Origin of the sequence: Bacillus sp. FSL K6-0268 (assembly GCF_038005425.1) — a bacterium.
Lineage (GTDB): Bacteria > Bacillota > Bacilli > Bacillales > Bacillaceae_G > Bacillus_A > Bacillus_A thuringiensis_S.
Genome location: NZ_JBBOTF010000001.1, coordinates 148,637 through 164,923 on the forward strand (window position 1 = coordinate 148,637; position 16,287 = coordinate 164,923).

A 16,287-nucleotide genomic window follows, 5' to 3' on the forward strand; every position below is an offset into this window, starting at 1 on the left:
TTTATTTTTGATATATTATACCATTTATTTAATGGTATAATATGGTATTAGTTCTATGAAATGGAGTTGAATGAGTATTATAAATACAAAAGGTGAAATTAAAAAAACAAAAAGAAAAGTATTACTAACTATAATTACTATGTTAGTAATTATAATTGGGTTTGGATATTGGAAATTTTTTAGTTTGCAAGGTGTTCCAAAAGGGGAATTAATTCGAACAGTGAAATCTCCAGATGGAAAATATCTCATCAAGACTTATTTTCATAATGCAGGATCATTAAGTGCGGATGCTGTTAGGGGTGAATTAGTTAACCTTGATACAGATTCAGAGAAAAATATATATTGGAATTATCCAGATACCGATCCATATATTGAATGGGTAAATAAGAATATTGTTAGAATTGGAGATCAAACTTTAGATATTTCACAGAAAGAAACCTATGATTGGCGTGATGATGATAAGCACGTTAAAGAAATGCCTAAACAGTTTAGTAGATAAAGCAAGAAAATTTAAATTTATTTAATCTTATTCGTTTAACTATAGATAGGATTATATGAGTAAAAAAGTCCATTTAGATCTTCTAAATGGACTTTTTTAGGTTTCTAGATACGACTACTGATAAAAATGGAACAAACTTGTTACTTAAGTTGTCTATTAAGTATACGTATAAAACAGGTGTTCATGATAATTCGCTCATTTTATCCCGCTATTTACCCGTAAAAGCCCGATTGGTGAGGGCTTCTTGCATTTCACTTTATGAAAAGTGAGATGCAAGAAGAGTGATATCCGATAGACTTTTTCATTGTGTCGGTATGTATAACACCTAGAAAAACTATATATTCTTGAAAGAGGTTGAAAATGTATGATAGTCTTAAACAAGTTTTTTAACATTTTACATTACAAAAAGATGGTACCTGTAGTATTTCTTTCATGTGCAACGCTTATAGGCTGTTCCGATGGTAATACTCAATCTGAATCACTTAAACAAACGAAACAAACAAATCAAATCAAACAAGAAACTACTGGTAATGATTCTTTTGCTAAACTTGAAAAAGAATTTGATGCTAAACTTGGTATTTATGCATTGGACACTGATACGAATCAAACCGTTACGTATCAATCAGATAAACGGTTTGCATACGCATCTACCCACAAAGCTTTAGCTGTGGGAGTACTTTTACAAAAGAAATCAATAGAAGATCTAAATCAAAGAGTTTTGTATACTCGTGAAGATCTTGTTAATTACAATCCAATTACAGAAAAGTATGTTGATAGGGGGATGACTCTGAAAGAGCTTGCAGATGCTTCCCTTCGATATAGTGATAATACTGCACAAAATCTTATTCTTAAACAATTAGGTGGACCTAGCGAATTCAAAAAATCACTGAGAGAAATAGGAGATACCGTTACAAATCCTGAACGTTTTGAACCAGAGTTAAACGAAGTGCATCCAGGAGACGTACATGATACTAGTACCCCAAAGGCATTAGCTACTAGTCTTCAGGCTTTTGCGTTAGGAGATGTACTTTCAACTGAGAAACGGGATTTATTAATAGATTGGATGAAAAGGAATACTACCGGAGACAACTTAATTCGTGCTGGAGTTCCAGGAGGATGGGAAGTAGCTGATAAGACGGGCTCGGGATCTTATGGAACCAGAAATGATATCGCAATTATTTGGCCACCAAATAAAAAGCCAATTGTTCTTGCGATACTTTCTAATCATGATAAAGAGGATGCTAAATACGATGATAAGCTTATTGCAGAAGCAACCAAAATAGCGCTGGGTGTCTTAAATGCTAAAAATAAATAATAATAGTATTAGTTATTGAAATTTTCCTGTTTTTCCGTCACAATACTGTGACGGTCTTTTTGTGTATTTTACAAAGAATCGTCTTAATTAAAGAAAAAAAGATAGAAACTATCTCTAGTAAGTTTATTAATTAAGTAACAACAAATATATGCTTTATTGTATACTTATTGCATTTAATGTGGAGGAATAATATGGAGTCAAAAATTCTTATTGTTGATGATGATAAAGAGATTAGAAATCTTATCTCTGTATATCTAGAAAATGAAGGCCTAAAAACTCAAAAGGCAGAAGATGCTATACAAGCTTTACAACTGTTAGAAGAAAAGGAATTTGATTTGGTTATTTTAGATATTATGATGCCGAATATGGATGGCATTGAAGCATGTATGAAAATTAGGGAAGATCGCAATATGCCTATCATTATGCTATCTGCAAAATCTGAGGATATAGACAAAATTCAGGGCCTAGCCTCTGGTGCAGATGATTATTTATCAAAACCGTTTAACCCATTAGAATTAATCGCTAGAGTGAAATCCCAATTAAGAAGATTTAAAAAATACAATACGTCCGTAGAACATAATAAAAGCATTCTAGAAATTGGTGACTTAACCGTAAATACAGATACACGTCAAGTATGGGTAAGAGGAAAAGAAACAAGGTTAACTCCAAAAGAGTTTGCTATTCTCGAACTACTTGCCCGCAATAAAGGGATTGTCCTGAGTGTAGCAAAAATATATGAAGCAGTTTGGAAAGAGGTTTTTTATAAATCAGACAATACCGTCATGGTGCATATTACAAAAATAAGAGACAAAATTGAAGAGGATTCTAAACATCCCATTTACATTAAAACTGTTTGGGGAATTGGGTATAAAATATGAAGAATGTTAGTTTCAGAAATAAGATCATTATAAAACTTCTTGGTGCTGTTGCAATTAGTTTTTTTATTTCATTTGGTTTAACAATCCTCATTTTGGCATACGTCATAGATCCATTATTTATAAAACACGAAGAATTTGGTATGTTTGAATTCAATGTCGCAATGTTGTTCTTATTCGCGTTCGCAATCTTTACCTTTATTATACTTTTTTTGATATTGGTTCGAAAGAAAATAGTATATTTGAAGCTTATTTCTGATAACGTGAATGATATTGCCAATGGAAAACTAGGTCTAACAATTGGGATTAAGGGGAAGGACGAATTGACCCAACTTGCTAAAAATATCAACTATATGTCTAAGGAATTGGAAAATACATTTGAACAAGAAAGACGATTAGAACGTACAAAAAATGAGCTCATAACTAACGTATCTCATGACTTACGCACACCGTTGACATCTATTATTGGTTATTTAGATTTATTAAAAAGAGGGCAATACAACAATAACACACAATTACAGGAATACCTTGAAACCACTTATTCAAAGTCACAGAGACTGAAATATTTAATTGATGAGCTGTTTGAATATACTCGTTTATCAGGCATAGATGCTAAGTTAAATCTTAATGAAGTTGATTTATCAGGTCTGTTGGAGCAAATAGTTGGAGAATACATTCCTATATTTGAAAAGGAAAGTTTAATCGTTCAAAAATCAATTACACAAGAAATAATACCTATCTTCATAGATGCAGAAAAAATGGTACGTGTATATGAAAATCTGTTTATGAATGCGATAAAGTACAGCATGAAACCATCCCAATTATTCATATGTCTTGAATTAATGGATAACAAAGCAATTTTAAAAGTATCAAATAAAGTCGAGAGATCGCCTGTTAGCGATCCAAATAAATTGTTTGAAAGGTTTTTCAGGGGTGATAAGGCAAGAAAAAATAATCAAGGAAATGGACTGGGACTTGCTATCTCAAAAAGAATTGTTGAACTTCATGATGGTAATATACATGCAGAATATAAAGATGGCTGGATGTCCTTTATTGTTGAACATCCAATCAAATAGAACGGCTTATGGAATTACAGGTTCCATAAGCTTTTTTTATAAAACTTAAGAATTCTTAAGGATTTTACAGGGTGTTTCCTAATTTTTATAGTTTATCATGGGTGTATTCAAAGTGATGAGATAATATGAAGTGACCTCCTAGATTATCAAGTCAGGGATTTTAACCCATAATAATGAATGAAAACATTATGAATGGGGTTATACCCTATGATAATAGGAGGCCACTATGGAAAATATAATATATATTGGGATGGATGTCCACAAGGAAAGTTTTAGCTTATGTGCACTACACGGAACAACTGGGGAAATTGTAAGAGAAGCACGATGTGCTTCAAATGTATCTCTCGTAAAAAAATTCGTTGAGAAACTGAAAACAAAATATGGTGAAGATATAAAAATTAAAGCTGGATATGAGGCTGGTTGTTTAGGGTATTCACTTCATAATCTTCTTGAACAAAATGGAATTGATTGTGATATTTTAGCTCCCACAACAATGTACAGTTCATCAAAAAACAAAATGGTGAAAAATGATAAATTCGATGCCAAAATGATTGCTCTTAATTTAGCAAATGGCACCTATAAAGAAGTATATGTTCCAGAAGAAGAGGATGTTGCCGTGAAAGAGTATATCCGCATGTTAGGTGATTTTAAAACATCTTTGAAAAAAATAAAACAACAGATAAAAGCATTCCTTTTAAGACATGGCTATGTGTATGAAGGGAAATCAAGCTGGACAATCGCTTATATGAAATGGTTAAAGAATCTTGATCTACAAGGATTATTCAAAGAAACGTTAGGCGAATACCTATTACAGTATGATGTTCTAGTCGATAAAATTGAGCGGTTCAGTTTGAGATTAGAAGAATTATCTCATCGTGAAAGGTACGAAGAACCAATCGCAAAGTTAAGATGCTTAAAAGGTATAGATACAACATCGGCAATGACTGTTCATGTGGAAATTGCAGACTTCACTCGTTTTCCCACGGCTAAAGCATTTATGGCTTATGTAGGATTGACGCCAAGCGAAAGCTCAAGTGGAGAGAAAATCAGTCGACGTTCGATTACAAAACAAGGAAATTCGACCGTTAGGTCTACTCTTGTAGAATGTGCAAATGCGTTGGTAAAAGGAGCAATCGGATTAAAATCGAAGCGAGTGAAAGCAAGACAAAAAGGGCAACGAAGCGAAGTGATTGCTTATGCGGATCAGGCTGTAGAAAGGTTACAAAGAAAATATTATCGCATGATATATCAAGGGAAGCCTAGAAATGTTGCCGTTACAGCTATCGCAAGAGAACTGGGGTGTTTTATATGGGGATTAGAAACAGGTAAAATTCACCGAAAATAAAGAGGGAAGGATATGAAGTTGATTGATTCATAGTTAGAAATCAAAGGTATCAATTGATGGCATAGATGAGCTTCAGAGATAGTGAATTACAGGTCTGGCTATCTATGACTCACCTCTTCTGGCATGGCTGAAATTCTGATAAACAAGCTATTTATTAGAATTTGAAAAGGTGTGATCCACGCAGTGAGATTATAAGAGCCTAACGACGAACCATTAACCTGAGGTAACCAATCCACGAATAACAGAGTGGTTAACTGTCGATAGATCTTATTTCTGAAGCTTTTGTATGCCATCAAGAAAAATATTATGGGTGAAAAACTATTGACAAAGGTCACTTCATAACAGGTGAGCAAAGAAGAAAAAAGGAAAGACTTCATTGTAGCTTTAGGGTGAATGCAATATGACTATTTTATTAGTAGTAAACAAACGTAGTAGCTTATTGTAATGAAATAAAAAATGTAGGAGGATATAAATGATAAAGCCAGTTGTAGATGTAAAAAACATTCAAAAATTGTACGGTAAAAAAGGTGAGAATCAATCACATGCATTAAAAGGTGTATCATTCTCAATTCAAGAGGGGGAGTTTGTCGGTATTATGGGGCCTTCTGGTTCTGGTAAAACAACATTATTAAATGTAATTTCAACGTTAGATAAAGCGACAGGCGGCGTTGTTGAAATTGCAGGAACGGATATTACGAGGATGAAGCAGGGTGAACTTTCTGATTTTCGTTCACAAAAGTTAGGATTCATTTTCCAAGACTTTAACTTATTGGAGAATTTATCTATCTATGAAAATATCGCACTCCCACTTTCACTTCAAGGTGTTTCATCTCGTAATATTGGAAAGAAAGTAGAAAAAGTAGCTGATATGTTAGGCATTACAGCTATACTTCAAAAATATCCTTCTGAAGTATCTGGTGGACAAAAGCAACGTTCCGCAGCAGCACGTGCGTTAGTTCATGAACCAGCAATTATTTTGGGAGACGAGCCGACTGGAGCCCTAGATTCTAAAAATGCAACGAGTTTACTTAATGCCATGACAAGCTTAAATAAAGAGCAAGGTGTATCCATTATGATGGTTACGCATGATCCTTACAGCGCAAGTTACTGTCAACGTATTTTATTCATTCAAGATGGTGAGTTATATAAAGAAATTCATCGCGGTAGTACCCGTGAAGAATTCTATAAAGAAATTTTAGATGTGCTTGCAAACTTAGGCACAGAAAAAGCGTAAGGAAGGAAGTTCAATCATGTTATTTAAGCTTTCTATGTCAGGCCTAAAAAGTAAGTTGCAAGATTACATTGTTTTACTTGTTGGTCTTATTGTCTCTATTTCAACTTTTTATATGTTTCAAACGCTAGCATCCAATAAAACGTTCCTTGAATCTAACTCTTCTATTAGGGATATTGTGGCTGTCTTTAAAATTGGTTCCGTTTTGTTAGCGATTATCACATTTTTCTATATTTTATATGCAAACTCTTTCTTATCAGCTCTTCGTCAAAAAGAATTTGGTATGTATATGATGTTAGGAGCAAAAAAGCATAAAGTTACCTTACTTATGTTCATTGAAACAATCATATTAGGTGCCACCTCTCTTTTGATTGGAATTACAATTGGTGTAGGACTTGCAGAAGGTATCGGTCAGCTATTAATGAAACAACTCGAGTTTGCTGGTAAAGGTTATAAAGCATTTTATCTGCCATCAATAGCTATTACTTGCGTCTTCTTCTTTGCACTATTTGTATTATCTGCAATTATGAATAGTATTAAATTATCGCGTATTTCTGTACTGCAACTTGTACATGCAGATGCACAAACAGAACGTGTTGCCATAAAAGGAAAAATGACAGTTGTAATTGCATTCCTTGGTATTCTTTTATTAGGTATTGGTTATGCATCACTGATCTATATGTCATATGCAAATCCGCTAATTGCTTTGGGATTAATGGCCGTCGGATTAATCTCAGCAACCGTTGGTACTTACCTTATATTTGGATCCCTTCTTCCAGTTATGATTAACAAGCTAAAGAGTAATAAAAAACGTAGTGAAAAAGGCCTCAATGCTTTTACTTTTGCACAATTAAATTTCCGCATTAATAGTCTAACAAATGTGCTTGCAACAGTAGCAATTTTAGTGGCTCTTGGTGCTGGTGGAATTGCTTGTGGTATGGCATTTAAAAACAACATTATAAACATGACAGATCAAATGCGAATTTACGATTCAGTCATTCATAATCCAACTGCGGAAGAAAAGACAATTTTGGGTGGTATCTTATTTCAAGAAAAATTTGAATACCATTACAAAGTTGATGATAGGTATGTTTATTATCTTAAAGAAGATGTAGAAAAAAATCGTCCTTTCTTGCAAGGTATGAAAATAGAGAAAGTTTCAGAGGAAGTACCAATTGGTGCATTTTCAATAAAATGGGTTAAAGGAGAGATCGACACAAAACAATGGATTCAGGCTTTCAGAACGATCCAGCCAAATTATATGTATCCTGATTATGAAATCAAAATTGTAGAACAAAACATATACGATGGGTTGAAGGGGAAAGAAAGTACTGTATTTATAGGGAAAACAGATGATTTTGGATCATACATAAAAGAATGGAAAAAACTTGATGAATTACAGATAGCAAAATATAAAAATGTGAAAGCGGAAGAATTGGATAGTAAGTATCAAAAATATATTACGAGTCATGATTTTTCCAGCGGACTAATGTTTATGGGCTTTTTCGTTGGAGTTGCATTTTTAGCAATGATGGCAAGTTGCTTAATGTTTAAAGTTCTGTCGGGAGCATCAAAAGATGTAGCACGTTATCAAATGCTTCGTAAAATTGGTGTTCGCCGAGAATTATTAACAAAATCAATCTATAAAGAGTTATTCTTCATATTCTTATTCCCAGCAATTGTGGGGATTACTCACATATTAGTTGGTATGAACATGTTTGGATCGCTTTTAATCGATCCGTACTTTCGTATTTGGTTACCACTTGTTATTTTTGTAGTAATTTACTCGATTTATTACTTGATTACAGTTCAATTATATAAAGGGATTGTACTCCCGAAAAAAGATTAATGTAATGATGTTATTTATACGAAGTATAGACATAATCGGACCTCGTTTTATTGATTATTTTGAATGGGTACAAGAAATTTAGAAATAATAGGTGGACTAGCACTACAGTCCATAAACTATTTATTTTAGATTTTAAATTAAAAATTTATCTTTTATCTAAGAAGGGGCGCGGCAACGATTACTACTTTTAGGGGCCATTGGCAAGTTTTATTTAATAGGATTAATTTGTATGAGTTTTCTTTAAAGCTTGTAATGCTATAATCTCATAAGTTAAAGTTTCACCCTGAAAATCTATTATTTATAATGAGTAGCCCGAAAGAGAAAGGATTGTTGCCGTGTCCTATCACCATCAAGCAAGGTTGATAGGTATGTATGCGTCACTACGCCATATAGTAAAAATAAAGGCTCAAAAACGGCTTTTGTCGATTTAAAAGCTGCAAGGATTTGTTTAATTTTATGAAAAAAAGTAAGAATCACCAATATAATTGGCGGTTCTTACTTTTTTTACATACATATTATTAGCATGATAGCATTAAAAATTTTTGTACGGAGAGAGAGGTTTCTATATGCTCTATGATGAAAATATAAGTTTAACAGGACGTATTGTATCGCCTGGTGAAGCGCAATATGATTCAGCACGTCAGGCGTTCAACACATTTTTTAATAGATTCCCTTTTGTTATTGTCTTTGCACAAAATACTCAAGACATTGTGAATGCAGTACGATGGTCGTTACATAATAACGTACCTATCCGAGTACGTTCAGGAGGGCACAATTATGAAGGCTTGTCAGTTTTAGATGGTGGTATTGTAATTGATGTCAGTGAGATAAATCAAATAAAAATAGATCCAACATCAAAAACTGTTACAGTAGGAGCTGGTTGTAAAAATCTCCATCTAGCTGAGCTTCTTGGGAAAGAGGGATTAGCTATTCCTAATGGGGTCTGTCCTAAACCAGCTATCGCAGGAATAGCGCTAGGTGGTGGGCAAGGTATTCTTTCTCGACCATTAGGACTACTACTTGATCATGTCGTAGAAATAGAAATGGTTGATGCTAACGGCTGTGTATTGCAGGTTAATGATCAGGAGCATCCTGATCTATTTTGGGCTTTACGTGGTGGAGGCGGAAGTTTCGGTATTTGTACATCTTTTCGCTTTCGTACTCAGGAAATTAAGACTGTTGGTTTTGTTGAAGTTAGTTGGAGGCATCAAGATTTAAAAGCCGTTATACAGGAATGGCAAAAGTATACTCTACCTACTTCTGATAAACGCTTTACTCCTACATTATTATTGTCTTCAGAAAAGACAGCTCCTGTGTTGATGCATGGGATTTTTCATGGATCAGTTACAGACTTACAGAAATTGATACAACCACTTCTCAAAATTGGATCACCTATAAAGGTAGACATAAAAGAACTCTCTTATTTAGAAGCTATAACGTTAATATCCAATCATCAGCCTACAACTCCTTTTCCATTTAAAAGCGTAGCACCTTTTATGGATTCTTTATTACCTGAAGAAGGTATTGCTACAATTCAACATTTTATGAGTCAATCTCCACCTAATTCTACTGTTTCTATATTTTTTCAGGGCTTAGGGGGGACTGTTTCTGCAGTACCCGAGGAAGCAACTGCTTATTTTTATCGAAAAGCTCTAATGGATATGGTGTTATTTTCCACTTGGGACAAACCTGAGGGAGCTGCACAAGGGATTCGTTGGGTAGAAGCTTTTCGTCACGCGTTAATTCCTTTTACGAAAGGTGTCTATGTTAACACACCTGACCTCTCAATGAAAGATTGGTCGGATTTATATTATGGTGAAAACTTTAAACGATTGACTCAAGTGAAAGCTAAATACGATCCAGAAGATATTTTCAATTTTCCACAAAGCATTCCACCTGTTTATAAAAAATAGAAATCCTTTTCTGACCTTAAATTTTGCAATTTATAAAGAATGATAGATAATCCTTTTTGGAAATAACAATTAAAAGAGAGAGATAACATTGATTATTGACTGTATCAAAAGTTAAATCACTTCTTTACAGAAGGAGAAGGAGAATTAAGTCAATCGGATGAATAGTATAGTCCTGCTAATATCCCAGAGTATGTTATAAATGATATTGCCACTTGGGTGCAAGGAAGAGTGAAATGAAATTAGCAACTATATTTTTAAATGACTATTTTCAGAGACAACAAGTGAATTAGGGGGACTGGTTTAGAGGAATCCCCACATGAAAAGACCTGAAACTGTCTTCCGTATAGCGATAATAAAGATGTTTAATTTCTAATATAGAAAACAATAGCGTTGCTACATTCAATATGTAGTAACGCTATTTAAATTTTTTAAAACAGGGTTAAATTTTTCAAAAAAATTACCTATCAAAAATGATATTCAATTAAATTCATAAGTTTATCCCGCATTAACGGACAGTGAGACCCCCACCTCAAAATTCAGCGAGAGCAAAGAAGTGAGGTGGGGCGGGCTGCCCGTAAAAGCCCGATTGGTGAGGGCTGATAATCAGTGGGGGATGAACAAAATTCCCACTGATTAAAGTTTCACTTTATCCTTTACTGTATCTTGTAACTACATTTTACCTTGCTGTAGAGAAACAAAAAACATTTTTCTTATTCAATAATTCCAATTTCTAGAGCCTTTTGAACAGCTTCTTCTTTGTTGCGGACTCCTAGCTTTGTATAAGCTGTGGAAGCATAATTTCTGACCGTACCATTCGATAAATATAACCTTGATGCTATGGTAGTGTATCGAAGTCCCTTTGCCACTAGCTGCAATATTTCTATCTCCCTAGCTGTTAGCTCATAAGCGGTTGCTTTTGATTGTGGTGTCTCTTTTTGCTCATCAAACTTCTCAAATATTTTGTGAGACATTCCCTGATCAATCAGTGTCCCACCTTTGTGAATAAGTCGGATCGTATTAGCTAGCTCCAATGTTTCAATAGATTTGAGTAAAAAACCATCCGCACCGTTGCGAAGGGATTCCAACGCCTGTTCGGTATCCTGAAAAGTTGTGAAAATCAATACGCGGATATGTGGCCATTGTTGCTTGATTTTTTTGGTTGCTTCGACTCCATCCATGTGCTGCATATCTAAATCCATAAGTATAACATGGGGTTGAAGGCGCCCACACAAATCGATGGCTTCATTGCCATCCTCAGCTAAACCGACTACATTTAAATCTTCATATCTATCGAGTAGTGTCCTCAAACTTTCCCGAACAAATGGTTGATCGTCTACAATTAACAAACGAATAAGTCCATCTTTTATTTCAGTTTGTCGCGGTATGGTACATGTAACAAGCATTCCTTCCTCTGGCTTTGTATATACAGACAATTGACCTTGCAAGTTCATTGCCCGTTCTTTCATCGCATTCATACCAAAGCCTTCCTGCCATTCTACATTTCCTTTTCCATTATCTTGAACTTCTAACCTCGTATATTGTTCGTCAAACTGCAATGAAACTATAATTTCAGTCCCCTGACCATGACGTACTGCATTCGTAAGGGACTCTTGTAAGCAACGAATGAATGCGATCTTCGCTTGCCGAGACAGCCGATATTCCTCTCCGAATGTCCTAAAACTTACATTTACCTGAGCGTGCTCCTGAAATTCGGCTCCAAGATTTTGTAGAGATTGAATTAAGGAAGGCGATTGACATGAAGAATCCATTTGATGTAGGTAACCTCTCACGTCCTCGATACTTTTCCGTCCCATTTCAAGCAGAGAGTCTAGCCTCTGTATACCCATTTCAGTAGAAAGTTCGGTACGCAACGTTTCCATCCCCATAATAATAGAAGTATAAGCATGACCAACTGTATCATGAAGCTCATTCGACAGTCTGTTCCGTTCTTCCGCCAGTGTGATGCGTTCAATCTGAGACATATATTGCTCAAGTACCGCGTTTTGTTTACGAATTGATTCATTTTGTTTATGATTGACGATTAATAAATGAAAAGCGAAGCCCATTACATAAGCAAGTCCATAGTAGGTAACCAAAATCCAATAGCTATTACTTGGCGCAACCGCATAGAGAATTCCAGTTGTTATAAAAACTGTTGTTGGAGCTGTCCAATAATAGGACAAATGCTTACTATTCGCAGCAATTAGAAAAGCCGATATCAGAAATGTAACGTTAGCTTCCGGAAATAAAGAGGTTAAATATATACACAGTCCACCATATAGCAGTATTTCTGTGAACAAGTAATATTTGTAATTGAACAGTAAGGCTACCCATGGAATCGAGAAGGCAACAACCTCCCAAAAAATAACAATCCAAAGTGGCAATGTTAAACTATCCTGAAAATCTAATGTGGTTATGGCGATAGAGACACTAACAAGTATACGGACTCCTAACATAATCCAATCGTACCAAAACCAATACTTAACCATATCTAACAAGTCATTTACCCCCTAAATAGCCTACCTTTTTACTTCCTATAGTATAAATTAATCCTTCATGCCTTATTATACTTTTTAATTTAAAACTGCGATACTACTCACAGACTGCAAACTTCTATTGATTTAGTTGCTGAATCATACTACGTGTATAGCCCCCAATTTTCTGTGTCAAACCTTCTACTATTCTAATACTTATGGCGGTAAATACTATACCCATAAACATTACAAAGAGTGACTTGGCAAACGTATCTATCTGTATGAATATAATATTCATATCGATGTATCGATACAGTAGTGGTGCCAACAGGAACATAAGTGGCATTACATAAAAAATGATTGCACTAATAAGACTGAAAATGCCAATCACAAATTTCTGCATTAACCAATAGACAGCAGACCAAGTACAACGATCTGTAAGCACTAATTTCACCTGAGCCCAGTTCGATGTATCCATTGTTATATTTCTATCGTAAGAGTCTGTTGAAATATCTGTATAAATTTTCGTCTGTATGCGCTCGAATTGGATAAAGTGTGTGGTAGTCTGTAGTACGCGCATAATTAATGGAATCCCAACAACAGTAAATGAAAGGGTGAAACTAAATAGCAGAGCTATTAGATAAAAACAAAAATAAAACAATCCTGTAACGAAAGTTAGCAATAAAAAATAACCATTCTGGATGAATTTTGATTTCATAAAGTTCATCGCTCCTATCTATGTAATAACCGAATCATACTGCTTTTTTTGTCATTCTCACTAGTGTAAAAGTGTCATATGACATTTCTAAATGATGCTAAAAAGGGGAGAGCAGCCTACTGCTGGTTAAAAAGATGCTTATATCCCGCTATTTGCCGGGCAGTAAGACCCCCACCTCAAAATTCAGGTGGAAGCAAAGAAGTTAGGTGGGGGTCGGGCTGTCCGTAAAAGCCCGATTGGTGAGGGCTGATAATCAGTTGGGATGAACAAAACCCCTACTGAATAAAGTTTCATTTTATTAATCCTCCACAAAACAATCCCGTTTTTGCATTTGCAAGAACGGGATTGTTTTGTGCTTTTATTTAATATGAGATGGACTTGTTTTTCGAATGTGAAAAATAATATCAAATTGCTCAAGCAATGATTTATCAAAGTATGTCGATTCGTTTGGGAATATTTGTCCCCCTATACTTAGTAATGGTCTTTTGGCTTTAACCCATTTCTCTGCTTGTCCTTTAAGGTGACGGTTATCCAATAAAAACATGTTATATGGTACTTTTCCGAGGGTATAGTTAAAACTATTTACATTTTGTGGAATCGCACGCGTTGTAATCTTACCTCCAGTAGAAGGATCATATTCGCTGTATAAGGTGAAATTCCCCTTCGTAGTTGTACTACCAATTGTGACATAATTATTGTCTAAACGTTCCTTCAAAAATTGCCCCGCAACATAAGGGTATAATTTCTCATCGATAATTCCTTTAGCAATATGAATATTGTGTCCCCATACCATCGTTTTACCACCAAATGTTTCTTGTGCCCACATTGCATGATCGGCCAAGTATTGCTCATGTAGCTTTAACATACTTGGATAGTCGTTAGGAATTAGCATTGTGGTAAATTTCTCTATTGCACTTGCCGTTGCTTTCGCCCAGATGTACTCGGGTGAAACTATTTCTGTGTTGGCTTGTTTATTCTCATCTTTTAGTAATCGAGCTACTCTCTCAGCGTTTGCTTTGAACTTTTCTTTTATTTCAGGAGCAAGGTCCATATATTCCTGTGTACTTCCATTAAAAGCCGACAATTCTTTATAATTTTCTTCTACTTCTGCCAGCAAATTTGGTCGATGCAGCTTTACATAATCAATTACTTTATTAAAGCAACCTTGGTCCAATTCCTTTAAGTCGAGCCCGATAAATTGGATCTTGTTTTTATTGGATGAATCGGCATTATAATCTTTCATCCACTCAATCATGGCTATAATTTCATCAGTAGGATATAACAAGTTTAAAAACTCCCTAGGGTTTCCTTTTCCTGTTTGGATATATTCATTTAGCTTTAAGCCGTTTCCCCAATCTTCTTCCATTGCGAAATTTGTAAAACCCATCTCAGTAACCAAATATTTCACAAGGCGAAATTTCATAGTGAAAATTTCAGAGCTTCCATGAGTATTCTCTCCTAATCCCACATATTGCGCGCTCCCAATCATTTTCTTAAGTGGTTTTAAATCCTCAAATGATTTTGACGGCTCTATCGTTTTTAATGGGTAAGCCTGTGATTGTATGGATTTAACTATATTTTTTTGTATTGATTGACCTGAATTTTCGACTGCTACTGTTTGAGCCTTTCCTACTTCTACACATCCTGTGACTAATAAAGCTGTACTAACCATTGCAATTATGCTTTTCTTATTCATTTTTTCCACCTCAATTGAATTATTTGTAAAGCAAGATTGATTCATTGTACTTGAACGAATCAATTGCCTTAATTCAATTGTTATCTATTCCATATCATATTTTCTAGTTACATATTGTCATAAGGTTAATTGACACAGGTCATAGACTAATCATTACACTTTTGTACTATCGGTTATGACAACTTATAAATAATAATTACATTGATGAGTCGTAAGTAAGACTAGACTATAAATTGGGGAGGGATTTTAAAGATGAATGAATCTGTATACAAAAACATTTTTATTCTAAGTTGTGTCTGTGGAAATGACAAGAAGTAAATTCGATAAACAAGTGAATGAAAGGGGAAGGGCGGATTAAAATGATATTACACGCAAAATCGTTCCACAATAAAGATAAAATCCAACGTGCTAAAATAGGACTTCAACTCTTTTTGAGTATCTTAATCATTACTTCTATTATCCTAAATGTAGTAGTAATAATTACGAAAAGTATGCCGCTTATTGTGGTATATATGTTTACCCCAGCATTATCTTCTATTTTGACTCGCATAATACTGAAAGAAGGGTTTAAAGATGTATCTTTTAGTCTCGGTAACTTAAAGATATGGAAAGGGATTGGTTTTGCTCTGCTAATCCCTATGATTATTTGTGGAATTACTTATTCTATCGCCTGGTTGAGCGGAATTGCGGGGTTTCAGTATCCCGAAGTTGGTATGTTTATTTTAGAACCGATCTACAATATGCTTGGGCTTCAGTATGTAACGGCACCATTCAACTTCATTTATCTAGTAGTATTGAGCGGCATTTTCGGAAGTTTGCTTGGCTTAATCCCGGCTTTGGGAGAAGAAATGGGTTGGCGAGGTTATATGCTCACAAGGCTAGTCGATGCAGAGTTTTCACGGCCCATCCTTATTAGTGGATTGATTTGGGCAACGTGGCATGTTCCAATAGTTATTGCTGGTCTATATGTAGCGGGACCATCTGTCGTTCTTTCAGTACTTGGTATCTATCTTTGTATTGTACCATTCGGTTATATTATAGCTTATTTACGACTTATCACAGGTAGCATTTGGCCTTCGGTTATCATCCATGCTACTTGGAATGCCATTATTCAAGGACCTTTCACACGTGCAAGTACAGGGTATCAAACTGAGATTTGGATTGGAGAATCTGGCTTGATAACCGCTATTATTATCTTGATTACTGCAATAATTACGTCTCGAATCGTAAATTTTACTAAATAGCATACGGATGTGTTTTAAATTCAATTAGTGAAATATGACGAGGCGAAATAAG

General features: G+C 34.9%; 12 protein-coding genes and 1 pseudogene. 10 read left to right on the plus strand and 3 right to left on the minus strand.

What is annotated here, in order from left to right:
- The first annotated feature begins 70 nt into the window (after positions 1 to 70).
- The 9 genes and pseudogenes from MHI28_RS00780 to MHI28_RS00820 all read left to right on the plus strand — a co-directional run.
- On the plus strand, positions 71 to 499 hold the full coding sequence (locus MHI28_RS00780; RefSeq protein ID WP_000022536.1) for a DUF5412 domain-containing protein: 429 nt from the start codon (positions 71 to 73) through the stop codon (positions 497 to 499).
- A gap of 364 nt (positions 500 to 863) precedes the next feature.
- Complete coding sequence (gene bla, locus MHI28_RS00785; RefSeq protein ID WP_000636468.1) at positions 864 to 1,814, plus strand: class A beta-lactamase; 951 nt, start codon at positions 864 to 866, stop codon at positions 1,812 to 1,814.
- A 191-nt stretch (positions 1,815 to 2,005) separates the two neighbouring features.
- Positions 2,006 to 2,692: a response regulator transcription factor gene (locus MHI28_RS00790; protein WP_000444082.1), complete on the plus strand. Its 687-nt coding sequence runs from the start codon at positions 2,006 to 2,008 to the stop codon at positions 2,690 to 2,692.
- The gene (locus tag MHI28_RS00795) at positions 2,689 to 3,765 is read left to right on the plus strand and encodes a sensor histidine kinase (RefSeq protein WP_000800283.1); all 1,077 of its coding nucleotides are present in this window, start codon (positions 2,689 to 2,691) and stop codon (positions 3,763 to 3,765) included. Before MHI28_RS00790 ends, MHI28_RS00795 begins: the two co-directional genes overlap by 4 nt.
- Positions 3,766 to 3,991: 226 nt before the next feature.
- The gene (locus MHI28_RS00800) at positions 3,992 to 5,110 is read left to right on the plus strand and encodes an IS110 family transposase (protein WP_277548338.1); all 1,119 of its coding nucleotides are present in this window, start codon (positions 3,992 to 3,994) and stop codon (positions 5,108 to 5,110) included.
- Positions 5,111 to 5,582: 472 nt separating this feature from the next.
- Positions 5,583 to 6,344: an ABC transporter ATP-binding protein gene (locus MHI28_RS00805; RefSeq protein WP_000595169.1), complete on the plus strand. Its 762-nt coding sequence runs from the start codon at positions 5,583 to 5,585 to the stop codon at positions 6,342 to 6,344.
- Between the two features lie 16 nt (positions 6,345 to 6,360).
- The gene (locus tag MHI28_RS00810) at positions 6,361 to 8,190 is read left to right on the plus strand and encodes an FtsX-like permease family protein (protein WP_000897823.1); all 1,830 of its coding nucleotides are present in this window, start codon (positions 6,361 to 6,363) and stop codon (positions 8,188 to 8,190) included.
- Positions 8,191 to 8,756: 566 nt separating this feature from the next.
- Positions 8,757 to 10,103, plus strand: a complete 1,347-nt coding sequence (locus MHI28_RS00815) for an FAD-binding oxidoreductase (protein WP_340827552.1) — start codon at positions 8,757 to 8,759, stop codon at positions 10,101 to 10,103.
- A gap of 42 nt (positions 10,104 to 10,145) precedes the next feature.
- A pseudogene (locus MHI28_RS00820) lies at positions 10,146 to 10,340 on the plus strand (alpha/beta hydrolase); the annotation flags it as partial.
- A gap of 473 nt (positions 10,341 to 10,813) precedes the next feature.
- Here the strand turns inward: MHI28_RS00820 and MHI28_RS00825 are convergent.
- From MHI28_RS00825 to MHI28_RS00835, 3 genes are all read right to left on the minus strand, one after another.
- The gene (locus MHI28_RS00825; protein WP_340827553.1) at positions 10,814 to 12,601 is read right to left on the minus strand and encodes a hybrid sensor histidine kinase/response regulator transcription factor; all 1,788 of its coding nucleotides are present in this window, start codon (positions 12,599 to 12,601) and stop codon (positions 10,814 to 10,816) included.
- A 115-nt stretch (positions 12,602 to 12,716) separates the two neighbouring features.
- Positions 12,717 to 13,295 (minus strand): sensor domain-containing protein, encoded by a 579-nt coding sequence (locus MHI28_RS00830; RefSeq protein WP_000836848.1) that lies wholly within the window; start codon positions 13,293 to 13,295, stop codon positions 12,717 to 12,719.
- A 358-nt stretch (positions 13,296 to 13,653) separates the two neighbouring features.
- Positions 13,654 to 14,991 carry an erythromycin esterase family protein gene (locus MHI28_RS00835; protein WP_079245739.1) on the minus strand — a complete coding sequence of 446 codons (1,338 nt, stop codon included), beginning with the start codon at positions 14,989 to 14,991 and terminating at the stop codon, positions 13,654 to 13,656.
- 359 nt (positions 14,992 to 15,350) lie between these two features.
- Between MHI28_RS00835 and MHI28_RS00840 the strand changes: the two genes are divergently transcribed.
- Positions 15,351 to 16,235, plus strand: coding sequence for a CPBP family intramembrane glutamic endopeptidase (locus MHI28_RS00840; RefSeq protein ID WP_000600467.1), 885 nt, complete (start codon positions 15,351 to 15,353; stop codon positions 16,233 to 16,235).
- Positions 16,236 to 16,287: the final 52 nt, after the last annotated feature.

Coding starts and splice junctions, on each gene's coding strand:
- MHI28_RS00780 (WP_000022536.1), top strand. CDS start 71: ATGAGTATTATAAATACAAAAGGTGAAATTAAAAAAACAAAAAGAAAA.
- bla (WP_000636468.1), top strand. CDS start 864: ATGATAGTCTTAAACAAGTTTTTTAACATTTTACATTACAAAAAGATG.
- MHI28_RS00790 (WP_000444082.1), top strand. CDS start 2,006: ATGGAGTCAAAAATTCTTATTGTTGATGATGATAAAGAGATTAGAAAT.
- MHI28_RS00795 (WP_000800283.1), top strand. CDS start 2,689: ATGAAGAATGTTAGTTTCAGAAATAAGATCATTATAAAACTTCTTGGT.
- MHI28_RS00800 (WP_277548338.1), top strand. CDS start 3,992: ATGGAAAATATAATATATATTGGGATGGATGTCCACAAGGAAAGTTTT.
- MHI28_RS00805 (WP_000595169.1), top strand. CDS start 5,583: ATGATAAAGCCAGTTGTAGATGTAAAAAACATTCAAAAATTGTACGGT.
- MHI28_RS00810 (WP_000897823.1), top strand. CDS start 6,361: ATGTTATTTAAGCTTTCTATGTCAGGCCTAAAAAGTAAGTTGCAAGAT.
- MHI28_RS00815 (WP_340827552.1), top strand. CDS start 8,757: ATGCTCTATGATGAAAATATAAGTTTAACAGGACGTATTGTATCGCCT.
- MHI28_RS00830 (WP_000836848.1), bottom strand. CDS start 13,295: ATGAAATCAAAATTCATCCAGAATGGTTATTTTTTATTGCTAACTTTC.
- MHI28_RS00835 (WP_079245739.1), bottom strand. CDS start 14,991: ATGAATAAGAAAAGCATAATTGCAATGGTTAGTACAGCTTTATTAGTC.
- MHI28_RS00840 (WP_000600467.1), top strand. CDS start 15,351: ATGATATTACACGCAAAATCGTTCCACAATAAAGATAAAATCCAACGT.